General features: G+C 44.3%; 12 protein-coding genes. 7 read left to right on the top strand and 5 right to left on the bottom strand.

Features of this window, described 5'->3' with window-relative positions; translation table 11 throughout:
* Nucleotides 1–488: 488 nt before the first annotated feature.
* The gene (locus AB4135_RS00480; RefSeq protein ID WP_371989361.1) at nt 489–824 is read left to right on the top strand and encodes a hypothetical protein; all 336 of its coding nucleotides are present in this window, start codon (nt 489–491) and stop codon (nt 822–824) included.
* Nucleotides 825–1,468: 644 nt separating this feature from the next.
* Here the strand turns inward: AB4135_RS00480 and AB4135_RS00475 are convergent.
* The 3 genes from AB4135_RS00475 to gltB all read right to left on the bottom strand — a co-directional run bounded on the left by AB4135_RS00475 (nt 1,469) and on the right by gltB (nt 8,990).
* Entirely contained in the window at nt 1,469–2,659 is a 1,191-nt protein-coding gene (locus tag AB4135_RS00475) for an AAA family ATPase (RefSeq protein WP_371989359.1), read from the bottom strand.
* 466 nt (nt 2,660–3,125) lie between these two features.
* Complete coding sequence (locus tag AB4135_RS00470) at nt 3,126–4,535, bottom strand: FAD-dependent oxidoreductase (protein ID WP_371989358.1); 1,410 nt, start codon at nt 4,533–4,535, stop codon at nt 3,126–3,128.
* Nucleotides 4,536–4,541: 6 nt separating this feature from the next.
* Nucleotides 4,542–8,990, bottom strand: a complete 4,449-nt coding sequence (gene gltB, locus AB4135_RS00465) for a glutamate synthase large subunit (RefSeq protein ID WP_371989356.1) — start codon at nt 8,988–8,990, stop codon at nt 4,542–4,544.
* Nucleotides 8,991–9,477: 487 nt separating this feature from the next.
* On the opposite strand from gltB, the gene AB4135_RS00460 reads away from it, so the two are divergent.
* The 3 genes from AB4135_RS00460 (at nt 9,478) to oxyR (ending at nt 12,127) form a co-directional block, all read left to right on the top strand.
* Nucleotides 9,478–10,398, top strand: a complete 921-nt coding sequence (locus AB4135_RS00460; RefSeq protein ID WP_371989355.1) for a TIGR01212 family radical SAM protein — start codon at nt 9,478–9,480, stop codon at nt 10,396–10,398.
* Nucleotides 10,399–10,618: 220 nt separating this feature from the next.
* Complete coding sequence (locus AB4135_RS00455) at nt 10,619–10,984, top strand: Hpt domain-containing protein (RefSeq protein ID WP_020913823.1); 366 nt, start codon at nt 10,619–10,621, stop codon at nt 10,982–10,984.
* A gap of 234 nt (nt 10,985–11,218) precedes the next feature.
* Nucleotides 11,219–12,127, top strand: a complete 909-nt coding sequence (gene oxyR / locus AB4135_RS00450; RefSeq protein WP_371989353.1) for a hydrogen peroxide-inducible genes transcriptional activator OxyR — start codon at nt 11,219–11,221, stop codon at nt 12,125–12,127.
* Between the two features lie 73 nt (nt 12,128–12,200).
* Here the strand turns inward: oxyR and AB4135_RS00445 are convergent, their stop codons facing one another.
* Nucleotides 12,201–13,277, bottom strand: coding sequence for an adenylate/guanylate cyclase domain-containing protein (locus AB4135_RS00445; RefSeq protein WP_371989392.1), 1,077 nt, complete (start codon nt 13,275–13,277; stop codon nt 12,201–12,203).
* Between the two features lie 123 nt (nt 13,278–13,400).
* Complete coding sequence (gene mutH / locus AB4135_RS00440) at nt 13,401–14,072, bottom strand: DNA mismatch repair endonuclease MutH (protein WP_371989351.1); 672 nt, start codon at nt 14,070–14,072, stop codon at nt 13,401–13,403.
* A 691-nt stretch (nt 14,073–14,763) separates the two neighbouring features.
* On the opposite strand from mutH, the gene rppH reads away from it, so the two are divergent.
* From rppH to AB4135_RS00425, 3 genes are all read left to right on the top strand, one after another.
* A complete protein-coding gene (gene rppH / locus AB4135_RS00435; protein WP_371989349.1) occupies nt 14,764–15,285 on the top strand; it encodes an RNA pyrophosphohydrolase in 522 nt (173 codons plus the stop codon).
* Nucleotides 15,286–15,304: 19 nt separating this feature from the next.
* Nucleotides 15,305–17,542, top strand: a complete 2,238-nt coding sequence (ptsP, locus tag AB4135_RS00430) for a phosphoenolpyruvate--protein phosphotransferase (protein WP_371989348.1) — start codon at nt 15,305–15,307, stop codon at nt 17,540–17,542.
* A gap of 160 nt (nt 17,543–17,702) precedes the next feature.
* Nucleotides 17,703–18,443: a sulfite exporter TauE/SafE family protein gene (locus tag AB4135_RS00425; RefSeq protein ID WP_371989390.1), complete on the top strand. Its 741-nt coding sequence runs from the start codon at nt 17,703–17,705 to the stop codon at nt 18,441–18,443.
* The last annotated feature ends 30 nt before the right edge of the window (nt 18,444–18,473 follow it).

Raw genomic sequence — 18,473 nt, 5'->3', positions numbered from 1 at the left:
AAATTATCTATTTACAGCAATGCCTTAGCAGTGATAGCTTGTTAAAAAATTAACGAGTTGCTAAGAACGTTATCGAGCGACTAATGAATAAGCTGTTAGTTGCCCGCACTAAATCAGTATTATTTATTTGCTAGTTTAGTGCTTAATACGTAGTTTCGTATCTGGTTCAATCTTTGGTTTGGCAATGGAAGTGCCGTAAATATCACTCTTCCTTTTTGCCCAATCCAGTTTTCGCCTTTCACGTTTTTATGCTCAAACTAGCTTTAGCTTTAAGGCTCAAAGTTCGGGCTTTGGTGTGTAGTGCGGGAAGTTTTTTGATTCTTCCGTAAGGTATAGAAACATGGTAGTGTGTTGTTAACTTATTGCTTTAAATATCAAGCAACTAACAAGCAGTTCAAGCGGGACTAAAAACAGTTTGCTCGGTTTCGCTTCGCTACACATTTTAGCAAACAAATTTTTAGCCCCTTAACGTGGGCGTTAGGTGTTTCATGAAGCTCAGAGTATTTGATGTAGATTATGCCCCAAATGAGCTAATCAAACAGACTCCATTCGATGCAAAGTTGCTTCGTATGTTACCCGGTGACGATCGTCCAGATTATTGGTTGGCTGAGTTAGAAGCACCAATAAAATGGGTTAACGCTGGCATTCGGATTATCAGTCATATAGTAGTTTCTGCTCGCTTAGAGGGAACAGAGATTGGTAGTGACTTTAATAAACTACCAATTGGTTTAGCTTTTGTCACAGATCAAGCGCAGCTTAATGAAGCAAAGTTAGATTTTAATAAGTGCAAGTATATTGCAATTGGTACTGCAAGCACCGTGTAACTTGGGTTTGGTGCAAAAAAACCTAACAAGAATTTAAAGCGGGACTGCTAACAGTTTGCTCGGTTTCGCTTCGCTACACATTTTAGCAAACAATTATCAGCCCCTTAAATGGGCGTTACTGCGTTACTGCATATCCGATTGCCATACCTTTTCCATCTAAGCTAATCGTGCTTAGGAAAATGCTTCAATACGTTTAGGTACAATAATCGACCCGCCGCTACATGCTAGCGGTTCATCTGCGTTGTGCTGTGCAAGCTTCTAAATCATGGATGATTTAGCAGAGCCTATAGGGATATATTCACGGCGGCTTGCAAAAGCTCAATGCAGGTGAATTACATATGACTGCAATACGTTCTCTTGACTGACCTTTAAACTCTTGGTGATGAGTCATTTCTGTCTAAAAACGAGTCAGCTACTAACATGGGCTTGCTAGATACTCATCTGGGTTGGGCTGTGCAAGCTGCTAAATCATGGATGATTTAGCAGCGCCTATAGGGAGACATTCATGGTGACTTGCAAAAGCTCAATACTGCTGAATTACGCTTGATTGCTATATATCCTCTTAACCTCGGTACTAGCAGGATCAGCACATGAGCCGACTGCAGGTCATTGGAACCACTGATGTGCTATCTGATCAAAGCAGGTCACCCTAATAAACCTAGAGGTTTACAACACACACCATATCTTAAGCTGGCTCTGCGATGCAGTTCATATACTTCACAACCTAACATAGGCTCGGTTCTATTGAGCACTGCGCCGAAACGCTCTTGGTAGTCTTCATTGATTTGTTTGGCACTTATTAGTGGTACCTCAATACTGACATCTACACGACCTTTACGGATCAATGCAGGATCGAGACTCTCAAGGTGGTTAGTGGTCATGACGACAAGACAGTCTTCAAGAGGAATAACACCGTCTAGCGCGTTAAGTACGCCAGCTAAGGTCAGTGGTGGATTATCGACGTTACTTTCTGCTGCACGTGATACCGTAGCCTTTACACAATCACAGTCTTCAATCAATAACATAGCGCCAGGCGGTATCTTTCTAATCGCCTTGTGAACAGTGACATCGTTTACAGTAGAAAGATTAAGTATGTATAGATCGCGAGCATACTCAACGGCTAAGGCTCTCGCTATCCCCGTCTTACCTGTACCTGTTTGTCCATGTAACAGTAGGGTCAACTTGCTGACAACCGATTTACCTCTACTGGCAAAGTCACCAACTTCACGCTGTAACTCCTGCTTAAAGCCGCCATCTAGCACAAGTTCTTTAAAACCCGATGATGTTAATGTGCCATAGCGACACCACTCTGTTTCCTCGAAAATATTCACTTTTGGCGCAGTAGATATGTCTCCACGAGCACCTTCTAAAAAGTGATGTAGTTTATCTTTTGACCACCATGGTACAGCTATCGTAATCGTGTCGTATGCCATAGTGCTAGCTACCTTGGATCGAGTCGCCAGCATGAAACAACCATCGTATTTAAACAGGTGCATGCCGTAACCAATGGACTTAACGCTAACAAGACCGTCGTAACTCGCACTGTAGTCAAAATACACCGCCTCAGAGATAGAGCGTGAAAACAGCGGAACGGTAGTGTTACTTATCAAAAAGGACAGCTTATTAAATATCTCTGCGCGGGCCTGCTGACTGTCGTCGATAGTCAGCCGAATGAACAGCAGGCTGCTGACCCAGCTTAGTATTTTCGAAGGGATATCTTTTAATATATAGGCCACTAATCCAGTTAACGTTAATGTCAGTACGCCGACAATTACAGCGGTTAACAAAGGATCACCGTTGGTGAGTGTCGTTACTTGCAGTAATAACTGGTTCATTTGGATACTTCTCTTATAAATGCCGAATGGACGTCTTAGAGAATACTACCAACATAGTTGAGGATACTAGCAAGGTATCCTCAGTATGTGCGCTATAGCACGTGGTTAAAGCGTAATGTATGGGTAGAGTAAGCTTTTATCGAGTGCTGGATAATTGTACTTTCTAACGGAGTGCCAAAATGACTGAGACCATTGAAAACAGTGTGAAAGATAACGAAATTATCAAGCACTTTAACGACAGGTATGGATACCAAACTGACCTTTTAATAAGCGGTTTTTTGTTGAGCTTATATGGCCGATGGTGCCAAACACAGAATTTGGCATTCGCTGAAATCGGTGCTCTTTTTACCTATGTATTAAGTAAAAAAAAGCGCTCCATTCGGAACGCCAATCACAAACAACATTTTAATTGATTAACGCCATATTGACGCCATAGTTTCTTGTTAGTTACTACCAATGACTACCACTAGTCCTCTAGGTAGTTGAGGATCCCCATAGCGGCGTCGCGCCCCTCGGCAATGGCAGTGACCACAAGATCTGATCCGCGAACCATATCGCCGCCGGCAAACACTTTTGGATTGCTGGTTTGGAATGGATTATCGGCCACTTTGGGCGCTTTCACTAAACCCCAATCATTAAGCTCAATGTTGTAGTCACCGAGCCATTTAGCTGGGCTTGGCTGAAAACCAAAGGCGATAATAATCGCATCGGCTTCAAGCACTTGTTCACTGCCTGCAATCGGCTGTGGACGTCGGCGACCGCTGTCATCGGCATCCCCCAACTCGGTTTCGATGCACTCGATACCAACCACTTTGCCGTCAACCGTTTTGATCTCACTTGGCTGGCGGTTAAACAGAAACTCAACCCCTTCTTCACGGGCATTTTGTACTTCGCGGCGTGAACCGGGCATGTTTTCTTCATCACGGCGATAGGCACAAGTGACTTGAGTCGCGCCTTGACGCACGGCGGTACGAACACAATCCATGGCGGTATCACCACCACCGAGAACCACAACTCGCTTACCTTCAAGGCTTAAATAGGGGTTATCAACACATTCGGTGCCCATCACATTGTGGGTATTACCGATAAGGTAGGGCAGCGCTTGATGTACACCTGTCGCATCTTCACCAACGAGGTTGGCTTTCATCGCGGTGTAGGTGCCCATGCCTAAAAAGACTGCGTCGTAGCTTTCTATTAGCTCTTTAAAGTCGACATCTTTGCCAACGGTAACCCCAAGCTTAAATTCGATCCCCATGCCCTCGAGCACGTTGCGGCGAATTTGCATCACCTCTTTGTCGAGCTTAAATGAGGGAATACCGTAGGTCAGCAGGCCACCAATCTGTACGTTCTTGTCATAAACAACAGCTTGTACGCCATTACGGGCTAAGATATCGGCACAGCCAAGGCCCGCAGGCCCGGCGCCAATAATTGCCACTCGCTCTTTGCGGGCGGTGACTTTTGACATGTCTGGGCGCCAGCCTTGGGATATGGCGGTATCGGTAATGTATTTTTCGACATTACCAATGGTGACTGCACCAAACTCTTCGTTAAGGGTACAAGCCCCTTCACAGAGTCTATCTTGTGGGCAAACACGGCCACAGATCTCTGGCAGGGTATTGGTCTCGTGGACTAAGTCTGCCGCTTCCATAATGCGTCCCTGCTTGGCCAGTTGCAGCCAGTTAGGGATGTAGTTGTGCAGTGGGCATTTCCACTCACAATATGGGTTACCGCAGTCTAAACAGCGATCTGCTTGCTCTTTTACCTGTGGTTGGGCAAAGGGCTGGTAAATTTCAATAAACTGCGTAGCACGCTGTTTGGCTGCGTGCTTAGTTGGGTCTTTACGGCCAACTTCTATAAACTGGAAATCATTGCTCATCGTTCATTACCCCGCTCTGACTGCTAGTGCAGGTTCTGGTTGCGCTAACTTTAATAAGTCGTCAACTGCAACATTCTTAGGCTTCACTAAAATGAAGCAATCTAGCCAGTTCTCGAAATCATTTAAGATCATCTTGGCATGTTCGCTGTTGGTCTCTTTAACATGCTGCTCAATCAATTCACACAGATGTTGCTGCTGAATTGGCGATTGTACTTTGTGAGTGTCGACCATCTCGGTGTTAACGCGGCGGTTAAAGTGACCAAATTGATCGAAGATATAGGCAAAGCCGCCGGTCATACCTGCACCAAAGTTAACCCCTGTTTGACCAAGTACCACTACGATGCCGCCTGTCATGTATTCACAGCCGTTATCACCTAGCCCCTCTACCACAGCTATAGCACCAGAGTTACGCACCGCGAAACGCTCGCCCGCTTGCCCCGATGCAAACAACTTACCGCCAGATGCACCGTACAAACAGGTGTTACCTAAAATGGTTGAACGCTCGGTTTTGAACGGGCTACCTAGTGGCGGATAAACCGAAATCTTACCGCCTGACATGCCTTTACCGACGTAATCGTTGGCATCACCGCAGAGCATAAGCTCAAGACCTGATGCATTCCACACGCCGAAGCTTTGACCTGCACTGCCATTAAACTTAAGTGTGATGGGCGCTTTAGCGCCGTCACGACCTACATGGGTAGCGATAAAGCCAGAAAGGCTAGCGCCCACTGAACGGTCGGTATTGTTAATGTTGAAGATTTCACAAATAGGCACGCCTGCTAATACTGCTTCTTTACAGTCTTCGACTAGGCGTTGATTGAGTTCACCTTTGTCTGATGGCGGATTAATCTCGCGCCAAGTGACCGCTGAGGTAGCAGGTACTTCAGGTTTATACAGAATTGGCGCTAAATCGAGTGCCTGTTGTTTAGCGGTTTCGCCATCAATCGCGCTTAACCAATCGCTACGGCCAACAAGTTGCTCAAATTCGCTGACACCAAGATCAGCCATATACTCGCGGATCTCTTGTGCGACAAATTCGAAGTAAGTCATCACTCGCTCAGGTAGACCATGGTAGTGCTCATTACGCAGTTGTTTATTTTGGGTTGCGACACCAGTAGCACAGTTGTTTAGGTGACAAATACGTAGGTATTTACAACCTAGTGCAATCATCGGCACAGTGCCGAAACCAAAGCTTTCGGCGCCAAGTAGCGCGGCTTTAATCACATCTTTACCGGTTTTTAGGCCGCCATCGACTTGCAGGCGGATCTTATGGCGCAGACCATTGGCAACTAGAGATTGGTGTACTTCAGCTAAGCCAAGCTCCCAAGGACTACCGGCATATTTGACCGAAGTAATAGGGCTTGCACCTGTACCGCCGTCATAGCCTGAAATGGTGATCATATCGGCGTAGGCTTTAGCGACGCCGGTAGCAATAGTGCCGACACCTGGCTCGGATACCAGCTTGACTGAAACCAATGCTTTAGGGTTAATCTGCTTCAAGTCGAAAATGAGCTGAGCGAGATCTTCAATAGAGTAGATATCATGGTGCGGCGGCGGTGAAATCAGTGTCACACCTGGGCGAGCATTACGCAGCGCGGCTATCTCAACGCTGACCTTATCACCTGGAAGTTGCCCCCCTTCACCGGGTTTCGCACCTTGTGCCACTTTAATTTGCAGCACTTCAGCATTCACCAAGTAGTGAGCGGTAACGCCAAAGCGACCTGAGGCTATCTGCTTAATCGCTGAGTTCCCTTCGCTGTTAAAGCGGCGTGGATCTTCTCCGCCTTCACCTGAGTTTGAGCGGCCGCCTAAACGGTTCATGGCAACAGCGAGTGCTTCGTGCGCTTCAGGGCTTAATGCGCCAATACTCATGGCGGCACTGTCAAAGCGAGTGTAAAGAGTTTTAGCGGCTTCAACGTCGTTAACATCGATTGCAGACAAGTCACCTTCGACCTTAATTAAATCACGTAAAGTCGCAATAGGGCGGTCATCAACCAACTCGGTAAAGCGCTTGTAGTTTACATAGTCTTGGTCGCGCAGGCTGGCTTGCAAGGTGTTAACCACATCAGGGTTGAAACAGTGGTATTCGCCGCCCTCAACGTACTTAAGTAGTCCGCCTTGGGAAAGCTGTTGATGCGCTCTAAAGGCATGCTTATGTAACAACTGCTGATCTTTTTCAATCAGCGCAAAGTTTGCCCCTTGAATACGACTAATTACGCCGTTAAAGCAAAGGTCGACCACTTCGTCAGCTAAACCAACCGCTTCGAACTGCTGACTACAACGGTAAGATGCCACAGTACTAATGCCCATCTTCGACATGATCTTACGCAGACCTTTATCGATACCTTGACGGAAGTTAAGCATTAAGTCGCGGGTGTTCTCTACGCCGTTGCGCTGGGCAAGATCTGAAATGCACTCATACACCAAGTAGGGGTAGATGGCGGTCGCGCCAAAGCCAAGTAGCACCGCAAAATGGTGCGGATCTCTTGCCGATGCGGTTTCAACAATGATGTTGGTGTCGCAGCGCAGGCTCTTAGTGACCAAAATCTGTTGTACTGCACCCACTGCCATTGCCGCTGGGATAACCTGTTTAGATTTAGCGGTAGCTCGGTCTGACAGAATAAGTAGCGTTGTGCCTGTTCGAGCTAGACGCTCTGCTTCGTCACAAATACGCTTAACAGCGGCTTCAAGCCCCTCTTCTAAGTCGTAGTTTAGGTCGACAGTATTGGCGCGGTAGTAGGTGCTGTCCAATGCCATTAGCTGATTAAAATCGCTAAAGAGTAGCACTGGTGAGCTGAACATCACGCGGTAAGCATGACCGGTTGTTTCGTTAAATAGGTTTTGCTCGCGACCGGCACAAGTCGTTAATGACATCACGTGTTTTTCACGCAATGGATCGATAGGCGGATTGGTGACTTGAGCAAACTTTTGACGGAAGTAGTCATAGATGGTACGTGACTTTTTAGACAACACAGCCATTGGCGTATCATCGCCCATGGAGCCTGTTGCTTCTTCACCTTTCTGTGCCAGTACCCAAATGACCTGCTCTAACTCTTCACGTGAATAGCCAAAATGCTTTTGGTACTGCAGCAGTTGATCATCGTTAAACTCACGTTTGCCTTGATCATTAGGACCGAAGTCTTCCGCTGGTTTTAATATCTTGCTGTTTTTAGCCATCCACTCTTTGTATGGGTGGCGACGTTTTAGATCGTTATCGATTTCAAACGAAGAATATAACTGGCCATTAAGTGTATCGAGTACCAGCAGTTCACCGGGACCGACACGACCTTTTTCTATCACTTCATCGGGCGCGTAGTCCCAAATACCCACTTCTGAGGCGAGGGTTAAAATACGGTCTTTAGTGATCACGTATCGCGATGGACGTAGACCGTTACGGTCGACGGCACAAGCTGCGTGACGGCCATTGGTCATGACGATGCCAGCAGGCCCATCCCAAGGCTCCATATGCATGGAGTTGAAGTCGTAAAACGCTTTGAGCTCGGGATCCATCTCTGGATTACTCTGCCATGCTGGTGGAATAAGCAAACGCATGGCTCGGTAAAGGTCCATGCCGCCAGCAAGCAGCATCTCTAACATATTGTCGAGTGATGAGGAGTCTGAGCCGGTTTCATTGACGAAAGGCGCAGCTTGTTGCAAGTCAGGTAACAGCGGTGCATGAAATTTATAAGCACGGGCTTTAGCCCATTGGCGGTTACCAGTAATGGTGTTGATCTCACCATTATGGGCCAAATACCGAAATGGTTGTGCTAGTGGCCACTTAGGTGAGGTGTTGGTTGAGAAGCGCTGGTGGAATAAGCAGATAGCACTTTGCAAACGAATATCAGCCAAGTCGCTATAAAAAGCGGGCAGGTCGGCAGGCATCATCAAGCCTTTATAGACGATAACTTGGCCTGATAGGCTGGCAATATAGAAGTCTTTGTCATGATTGAGCTGCTGTTCTACACGGCGTCTTGCCATATATAAGCGGCGTTCAAGATCTTTTTCGCGCCAACCAATAGGTGCATTAATCAACACTTGCACAATTTGAGGTTGGCTAGCTTTGCCAATTGGGCCGAGTACGTCTGTATTGACGGGCACATCACGCCAGCCAGCGACACTTAAGGTCTCTTTTTGTAACTCTTGTTCTAGCAGATGCTTGGTTTGTGATGCCAGCTCTTCATCTTGGCTAAGAAAAAGCATACCAACAGCAAAACGACGGCTTAAATGCCAGTCATTTTCTGCTGCAATAGCTTTAAAAAATTCTGTAGGTAGTTGCATTAATAATCCGCAACCATCACCTGTGCGTCCATCTGCGGCAATACCACCACGATGCTTCATGCGGTCCAATCCGTGAATCGCGGTACGTACTATACGGTGACTCGCTTCACCGTCCATTTGAGCAATAAGCCCAAACCCACAATTGTCCCGTTCAAAACTTGGATGATATAAGCTCATTGGTATACTCCTAACCTCAACTGACTACAACACGGGAGATAACGCAAAAATATTCTATAGATATTCACCCGAATCAATCAAATTAACCTTAAGTTTGCTAAAGGTCAAACCAATTTATTGCATAACATTTAAGCATTGCCAGTTAATTCATACGCTTGTATGACTGGGTTTACCTTTACGTAAACTGTAAAATGTTGCCTATAACCTTATGAATAAAAAGAATTTTAAATTCAACGCTTGAAGTTGTTTACCAATTTGTAACAAGTAGGGTGATTGTTGTCGATTTCAAGAAAGTTATTTTTATTGCAAATACAGTGAAATGATAGTCACTTTCATTCTTGACTATTTATGCAGAAGCTACTGTTACTTATCAAATAATGTTTACCAGATAAAGATGACAGCGAAATTACCGTTATTTGAGCTAGCGCTAATAAATGATTTAAAGAAATGAATAGAATGGCGCAAATTCTTTAGTGGGTGATTGGCTTTGGGCTTGGATAGTTACGTTAAGACGTTTGGCAGTGTGTGTAAGCAGCAGTATGGGGAGCGGATCCGTAAGCTGACGATAGATGCAAAGTTTACCTGCCCAAACCGAGATGGCACCCTAGGTAAAGGTGGCTGCACTTATTGTAATGTTGCATCATTTAGCCATGAACATAAAACAGAGTTGTCTATTCAAGCGCAGCTAACTCAAGGGCGTGAGCGCTTATCAACCAAACCGTCTAAGTACATCGCTTACTTTCAGGCTTACACTAGCACCTATGACGAGTACTTAGTATTAAAGCAGAAGTATGATGAAGCGATACAAGATACCGATATCGTTGGTCTGTGTGTGGGCACTCGGCCAGATTGTGTGCCAAATGAAGTGATTGAATTGTTAGCACAGTATCAGCAGCAAGGGCTCGATGTTTGGTTGGAGCTAGGGCTGCAGACCGCTAACAATAAAACTTTGAAGAAAATCAATCGTGGTCACGATTTTGGAGTTTATGCTGATACGGTTAAACGGGCTCGAGAGCGTGGCATTAAAGTGTGTACCCATTTGATATTGGGGCTACCGGGTGAAGGGCATGCCGATTACCTCGTAACACTTAATAAAGTCCTCGAGGCTGGTGTTGATGGCTTAAAGTTACATCCTTTGCATATTGTAGAGGGCAGCACCATGGCCAAAGCATGGCGTAATAATAAGATGGAGTTATTAGCGATAGAGGATTACGCCTTTAGTGTCGGTGAGCTAATACGTCACACCCCAGAGAATATTATTTTCCATCGGGTTACCGCCTATGCAAAAAAACCAATGTTATTAGCACCTGATTGGTGTGCTTTTCGTTGGGATGGTTTAGTCGCTATTGTCGATGATTTAGCAGCTAAAGGTGGCCAAGGCCATTATTTGAAAACCAACCTTAGTTAAGTGGCGTAAGCAACTTGTGATGCAGTTGGATCTGCGCTAGCAAAAATCTCGACATATCGCATAGAGTGATGTTTTTTAATTACAAAAAAGTTAAGATAAAGTTAAATTAGCAATGAATTTAACTACATATGACACTAGTAGTTGCGCCTAGCATTTTAGCGGGTATTATGTGGTAAAATCGTCTTTTTATTACACGGCAATCATTTTGAGAGGTGCCTAAATGGCAACAGCTGAATTAGAATCAATTTTGGATCTTAATACACTGGAGCAGTACTGCAGTGCAATTGGCGCAGGTACGCTACTTAAAAGTGTTGTATTGTTTGAACAGTTAATGCCTGAATATGTCGGTAACTTAGTCAATGCATATGAAGCAAACGATAAAGACACACTATGTAGTGAAGCTCATAAGTTTAAAGGAGCTGCTGGATCAGTTGGCCTTAAACGTATCCAACAGTTTGCGCAACTTCTTCAACATGGCGAAGAGGCAGCTTGGGCTGACGAGCATTCAACTTGGTTAAATGAAATTGTTAACTATGGCTCTAGTGATCTGCAAGAGTTAAAGCAATATCTTGAATCAAAAGCATAAGCTCTGATTTAAATATTGTAATGGCGCTGCTTAGTTGACTAAGCAGCGCCATTTTTTTACCTATCTATTTCCCTATCTATATATCAAGATATTCTCAATCGTTAAGTCGTCAACTTTATTGCGACTGTTTGCGCCGCTTCACATTCTGTTAGATATTTTCAAGGATGCCTTAAGTAATCTATGGTAAGGTTAAATTGAACTATTCGATAAATAATGTCATTGGTAATCTGCTTTATGAAACATCTTCCGAGTTTAAAAAACCTGTTTTATTTGGTTAATTTACATCAAGAACAAAATTTTAATCGCGCCGCAAAAATTTGCCATGTTAGCCAGTCAACTTTATCCAGTGGTATTCAGAACCTTGAAGAACAATTGGGTCATCAACTGATTGAGCGTGACCACAAGTCCTTTATTTTTACCGCTATTGGTGAAGAGGTGGTATTGCGATCACGTAAATTATTGACTGATGTCGATGACTTGGTCGAGCTTGTTAAACACCAAGGCGAGCCGATGACGGGCGAAATTCGTTTGGGCTGTATTCCAACGATCGCGCCTTTTCTTCTCAGTCGAGTGGTTCAGCATTGCAAAGAGGTTTATCCAAATCTCACCCTGTTCCTTAAAGAAGACACCACCGATAGGTTGGTGGATGCGCTTGGTAAAGGTGAGCTGGATCTATTGTTATTAGCCTTACCTGTTGATACTAGCGGTTACCACAGTATGAAGGTGGGTATTGACCCTTTTAAAATGGTGGTGCATGAAGATCTCAGCGATGCGATTCATGAGCCTATAGATTATCAGGACCTGCCTGACGAAAGTATCTTTTTACTGCAGGCTGAACACTGTATTACCGGTCATGCTATCAGTGCTTGTCAGTTAGGGGAAAGCACCAAGATTAATCCGTTTGCAGCAACAAGCCTGCATACCCTCGTGCAGATGGTTAACTGCAAGTTAGGCACCACCTTTTTGCCACAAATGGCGATAGATGCAGGGATCTTAAACAATACTGAGCTAACGACTATGGCGCCTCCAGGCGATACGCCATACCGAGATATTGGCCTAGTTTGGCGTCAAACCTCGAGCCGGATTCTAACATTTAGAACGCTCGGATTAGAGATCCAAAAGTTGCTTGAGCAAAATAATTAATGAGTTGAATATAGAGAATGGTAAAAGACCGATACTGTATATCGGTCTTTTTATATCTAGGGTTTCTAAAGCACTAAGAAGGCGTTTTAGGAGTCACACCAAATACTTCGATTGAGTGCTGCTTTCCTTTAAGCTTGATTGGCCCGAGGCTATTAAGGTTATAGCGCGTGTCGGCAAAATCGAGTCGAGACTTTAACGAGCCAGAGATCAGCATCCTTTGCCCGAGTGGATTACATTGATCTTGCAGTCTTGCTAAGGTATTGAGTACATCGCTAAAAAAACTAATCTCTTGTTTCTGTACACCAACAACCGCAGCTACCACTTGTCCACAATGGGCAGCGGCCTTAAATTTAGGTACAAAGCCATACTGCTCTTCAAAATACAGCCGTTGCCAGCTCAATTGCTGTGAGAATTCGTGATAGATATTAAAGCAGCGATCTTGCTTGATGCCATCTTTTAGCGGCCAATGTATGAGAACTGCATCACCCATATAGCGATAGATTTCAGCTTCGTTGTTGGTCACTGTATCCGCCAATAAACTAAAACTATCTTGGATCAATCGGCTGAAGCGGTAATCACCTAAAGACTCTGCATGTGTGGTAGAGGCAACCATATCCAGATAGAGGAATAAGCGCTGTTCATAGCGTGGTTTATGGTACTTACCTAGACCAATATTAAATAAAACCCTTGGCCCGACGAGTAGCGCCATTTGTTCGATAAATGCCAGGCCAACTCTTACAACGACTAAATACACTATTAACGCTTGGAAAGCAGGACTATACAAGATATGCGCTGTTAGCATCTGCCTTAAGGTTGTCATGTGGTTTTCGATAGCCCACATGTTTAAGTACTGGGTGATGTACGCAAGGGTCGTTGCACCAAGTAGAAGAAATAGTCCCTTAAATATGACTGAGAATACGTAGGGTAGGCGGTTAATCGCGCTGAAATCGGCAATGAGGTTAGACATCCAGTGAAGGCTGCCAAAAATAATTCCCATGTAAATTGAAAGCGTCGCTAAATCAGCGGAACCAATGGCCCACTGTGGAAGTTCTGGAGTCTGCGCGTATCTGAAAAATACGAACGCCGCCATGGCTGCAGTCCAAGCGAAAATAGCGAAGGCTAACTTCTTCGCTTGTATACGTGCTCTCACAGTTTTAGGTTTACTCAACTACGTCTTTTTTAAGATGGGCTAGTTTATAGAAAATCACCTTACTATATCCAGTAGTATTTGTGATCTAAGTCAAATGAATGCCAGTTTTGGAGCGAAATTTACTCAAAGTAGCTCAGAAAGGATCTTTTGAGTAAATTGAGTCTTCAAATAAAAGCCACGTGGGTTAGTTTGAGACTGCGATCCATTGTGATCAATACTCTGGGTGAGCACTTGGCTGTTGGCCGCTTTTGGACGTAATTGTAACACCTCGCCATGACGAGCTGTAATGCTTTCGACTTTACCGAGAGCAATTAACTCCATGATCTCTTCCCAATCTTGTTTCAATAATGCAGCCTCTTCGAGGGAAGGGCTCCATAAAACAGGAGAACCTATCTGACGCTCTGCCAGTGGGATCTCTCTAGCACCTTGAACTGGGATCCACAGTACTTGCTGTAATTTGTGGCAAACAACGCTGTTTTCCCAAGTCAGACCGAGGATGTTAGTCAGTGGGGCAACGGTCACATAAGTCGTTTCTAGGACTTTACCGACTTGGTTTACCGGAATTGTTTTTAGCTCTACGCCTAAATGAATGAAATCAGGTTCAGGTTTTGAACCTGCAAGGGCGCCAAGTTCAAGCTCAATTAACTGACCAACCCAGCCTTTATGGCGTTTTAGATCTTGTGGGATCTCGACTTGATGGTAGTTTGCTAATTGTCCGAGTGTCAGCCCTGCCATGGCTTCTGCACGGGACATAAGCTCATCGAGGCTATCAGGAGGTAGTGTTGATTTTTTCATGGCGAAGATTTTACTAAAGTTTTGGCGATTAGCAAATGCGGTTAAAATTCGAACAAGGGTTTCTGGTTAATAGTAACGATGCTCAAGTATATTATAACGTGATGAAATTAAACGGTTAAATGGTTTTACCTATTCAAGTCAGAGATAAGTTGTTCAACTTACTCCTGTTGTTTCCCTAATTTTCCAACATAGTTATCCACAGATTTACTGGATAACTTCCGTTTTTATGGTTGCTACTGTAATGAATGTGATCTGTCAATGCTATTAAGTGGTGATTATTTGCTTTTTTTTACCATGTTATACTTGCACTTGTGAATAACATCATTATCAATGCTCGTAAGTTTTCCTTTTTAATTTGACTGGTCAAATTGTGTGCTGTTGTGGTTGTTGGATCTTTTCTTATATACGTCTTTGTTTTTATTGTGTTGTTTTTATTGTGTTTTTTAATCTTTTTCGTTCGGGGAAAATAATTTGTTGTCGCTAGTTACAGCAATGGTTTGTAGAGTTTTATTGAGTTTCCAACAGAGATATCCACAGATTCTGTGGATATGATCGCGCTTATAGTTTTGTGCCTGTTGATAAAGTTCGCCTTTTGTTTGATTTATCCAACGAATATGCGAAACAGAGATTTGCTGCGGCGCAAGCTTTATGAAACAATCAATTCATTAATATTTAAAAGTTTGGAGTCCATGTGATTGATAGTGACGGCTTTCGTGCAAATGTGGGCATCATTATCTGTAATCGCTCTGGGCAGGTTATGTGGGCTAGAAGATTTGGCCAACATTCCTGGCAATTTCCTCAAGGTGGCGTTGATGAAGGTGAGTCAGCAGAAGAAGCCATGTATCGTGAATTATTCGAAGAAGTAGGATTAAGGCCAGAACACGTGCAAATCCTAGCATCAACACGATCTTGGTTACGATATAGATTACCTAAGCGATTGATCAGACAAGATAGTAAACCCGTTTGTATTGGGCAAAAGCAGAAATGGTTTTTGCTGCAGCTAAAAAGTAATGAAAATGCAATTGATCTTAATGCATGTGGTCATCCTGAGTTTGATGATTGGCGCTGGGTCAGTTATTGGTATCCTGTGAGACAAGTGGTTTCATTTAAACGGGATGTCTACCGTAAAGTAATGAAAGAGTTTGCGCCGACAACGTTACCTTTGCAGGTAAAAGAGTCGAACTATAAAAGAAGAGGAATGCGCAGAAATTAGTTAAGAGAGGTTTGCGTTAGTGCTAAAAACACTTAGGGATATCACACAAGTTGTTGCTTCAGCTCGCGATCTTGAATACGCACTGGAGCAACTGGTAACGCAAACAAAACAAGCTATGGCGACAGAGTGTTGCTCTGTCTATGTTTTAGAAGAGCAACAACTTATTCTATCTGCGACTGATGGATTAGAGCAGAGCGCCGTCAATCGAGTTAAATTACCATTGACCCAAGGATTGGTAGGCTTAGTTGCCCAGCGCGAGGAAGCTGTCAACCTTGCTGATGCATCATCTCATCCCCGCTTTAAGTTAATCCCTGAAGTCTCTGAAGAAGCTTATAATGCATTTCTTGCTGTACCGATTGTTTACCAAAAGTCAGTTATCGGTGTCATTGTTGTGCAGCAAACACGGGCTCGACAATTTAGTGAAGGCGAAGAAGCTTTTTTAATGACCTTGGCGGCACAGCTCGCCATGGCGATTAAAGGCCTTAAACGCAGGGCGTTAGTCAATCACGGCGCGCTACAACCTCTTTATTACGAAGGTAAATCGGCATCTAAAGGTATTGCTATCGCTAAAGCATTATTGCTTGGTGGGCAGCTCTCTTTTGCGCTAGAAGAGCGTGAAAGTGCCAACATCGCACAGGAGGAAGTTCGTCTTAAGTTAGCCATGAATCGCTGCAAGGATACCTTAGGTAACTTATCCCAGCGTTTTGACAGGGAAAAAGATGAAGAAGCAGCTTCTATTTTCACAGCACTATTATTGTTGCTTGAAAAAGCAAGCTTAGCTGGAGAGTACATTAAGGAAGTCCGTCTCGGCTGGAGTGCTGAAACTGCAGTATGTAGAGTATCTAAACGTTATATCGCTCATTTTAATGATATGGAAGATCGCTACTTAAAAGAGCGTGCAAGTGACATTAAAGATGTAGGTTTGCGTGTCCTTAGGCAGCTTATTGAGCCTGAAAAGATCTTCTTAGAGCCTGAAACGCCAGTTATTTTGATTGTGCGAGAAGCCAGTACCACTTTACTTGCGGAGTTCCCGAGACAAAAACTTGCAGGGATTGTGACTGAGCTTGGAGGGGTAAATTCTCATGCTGCTATTTTGGCGCGAGCATTAGGCGTTCCTGCAATTATTGGCGTGAACGGTATTTTGAATGCCAATCTTGATAAGCGCCAAGTGGTTATCAACGCTAATCGAGGCCAGTTGCTCGTTGAGCCTTCATCAACTATTTTATCTGAATATAGAAGTTTAATCGCGGCTGAAAAAGCCTTGCAACGTCGCTACGCTGCAGAGCTACCTTTGTCGACGGTGACACTCGATGGTCATCGAGTCTATCTGTATATCAATAGCGGCTTAATCAGTAGTATCGACTCGGACACTGGCTGTGATTCAGATGGTATCGGATTGTACCGCACTGAGATCCTGTTTATGTTGAAGCAGTGTTTCCCTGGAGAGGCAGAGCAATTAGAGGTTTACCGCAAGGTGCTAAATGCTGCCAAAGGTAAACCTGTGGTTATGCGTACATTAGATGTTGGTGGTGACAAACCTCTCGATTATTTTCCGATTGTCGAAGATAACCCCTTTCTTGGTTGGCGTGGAATTCGGTTGAGCCTAGATCATCCTGAACTTTTTTTAGTGCAGTTACGAGCCATGTTGCAAGCGGCTAGTGACAGCGACCAACTGCATGTTTTATTGCCTATGGTGAGTAATCTAGAAGAGATCGACCTTGCGTTGGTATATTTTGAGCAGGCTCATCAGGAACTAACTGCGGAGTTGGGAAAGCCGATTCTAATGCCTAAAGTAGGCATTATGTTAGAAGTGCCGGTACTGTTATATCAGTTAGATGAAGTCGCCAAACGGGTCGACTTTGTTTCTGTCGGCTCAAATGACCTCACTCAGTACCTGTTGGCTGTTGATCGCAATAACCCTAGTGTGAATGCACTTTTTGATAGTTTTCATCCTGGAGTGCTAAGGGCGCTTAAGTTCGCTATTGAGCGTTGTGACGTTAATCAGTTACCTATAAGTGTATGTGGTGAATTGGCAGGCGAACCTGCTGGGGCACTGTTACTCGTGGCGATGGGTTATAACCAACTCAGTATGAACCAAGCGAGTTTATCGCGCATTAACTACTTACTAAGACGAGTATCTAAGAAGGAGCTAAGTCTGCTGTTAGATGATGTGCTTAAGCAGAGCTCTGGTGAAGAGGTAAAAGCACTGGTGACTGAATATTGCCAGGAACGAGGCCTAATGGCGCTGCTTAACTAATTTGCTAGTCGCTAATTTGTTTTAAGCCAGTTAGCTGTTTTATAACGCTGTCGATTGCTTTAAGCTTTGGGCATTAACAGACAAAATTAAGGGTGTTGGCGTGGAAACTTGGCTGGTGGTATTTAGCATATGTTTGGCGCTTGGTGCTGTTATTGGCTTTATGGCAGGATTATTAGGCATTGGTGGTGGTTTAATTGCGGTGCCTGCTTTGCTGCATATACTGCCTAGTGTCGGGATCCCTACCGAACACTTACCCCATGTGGCTATTGCAACATCGCTAGCAGCGATCATTCTTACTTCACTCTCTTCTGCTCGGGCGCACCACAAACGTGAAAACATCCCGTGGCAGCTTTTTAGAAGCATGCTGCCAGGTTTTGTGCTGGGGGCCATCTGTTCTGGATTTATTTCTGAGCTAATTGAAGCCAGCTTTTTACAACAGATTTTTGCTGTATTTGTTATCTTAATGGCCGTTCAAATGGCGTTTCCTTTCCGTCCAAGTACTAATAGCTCAATGCCTAGTACTATGAGCTTGTTTTTAGCTGCTGTTGCTATTGCTATTATTGCGGGCTTGATGGGGATTGGTGGAGGTGTATTGCTTATACCGTTTCTTACTTGGTGCGGTTTACAGATGCGCTATGCGATTGGCTTTTCATCAGCGACCGGACTATTAATCGCGCTATTTGGTAGCATTGGGTATACATTGGCTGGCTGGAATGTGGCAACGCTACCAGAGGGAACGATAGGCTTTATTTATCTGCCTGCATTGGTGGGGATTGCTACTACATCGATACTTATTGCGCCGTTAGGGGCCAAGGCTGCGACGAATTGGCCTACAGCTAAACTCAAAAAAATATTTGCAGTGTTCCTCGCCTTTGTTGGTTTAAAGCTGGTATTAACATAAGACTTTAACAACAATCGAGTTATTTTTTAT

It is taken from the genome of Shewanella sp. 10N.286.54.B9 (assembly GCF_041468565.1).
In the GTDB taxonomy this organism is placed as follows: Bacteria; Pseudomonadota; Gammaproteobacteria; order Enterobacterales; family Shewanellaceae; genus Shewanella.
The sequence above is the reverse complement of the archived record's forward strand: the minus strand, read 5'-3'. Positions and strand labels throughout refer to the sequence as shown.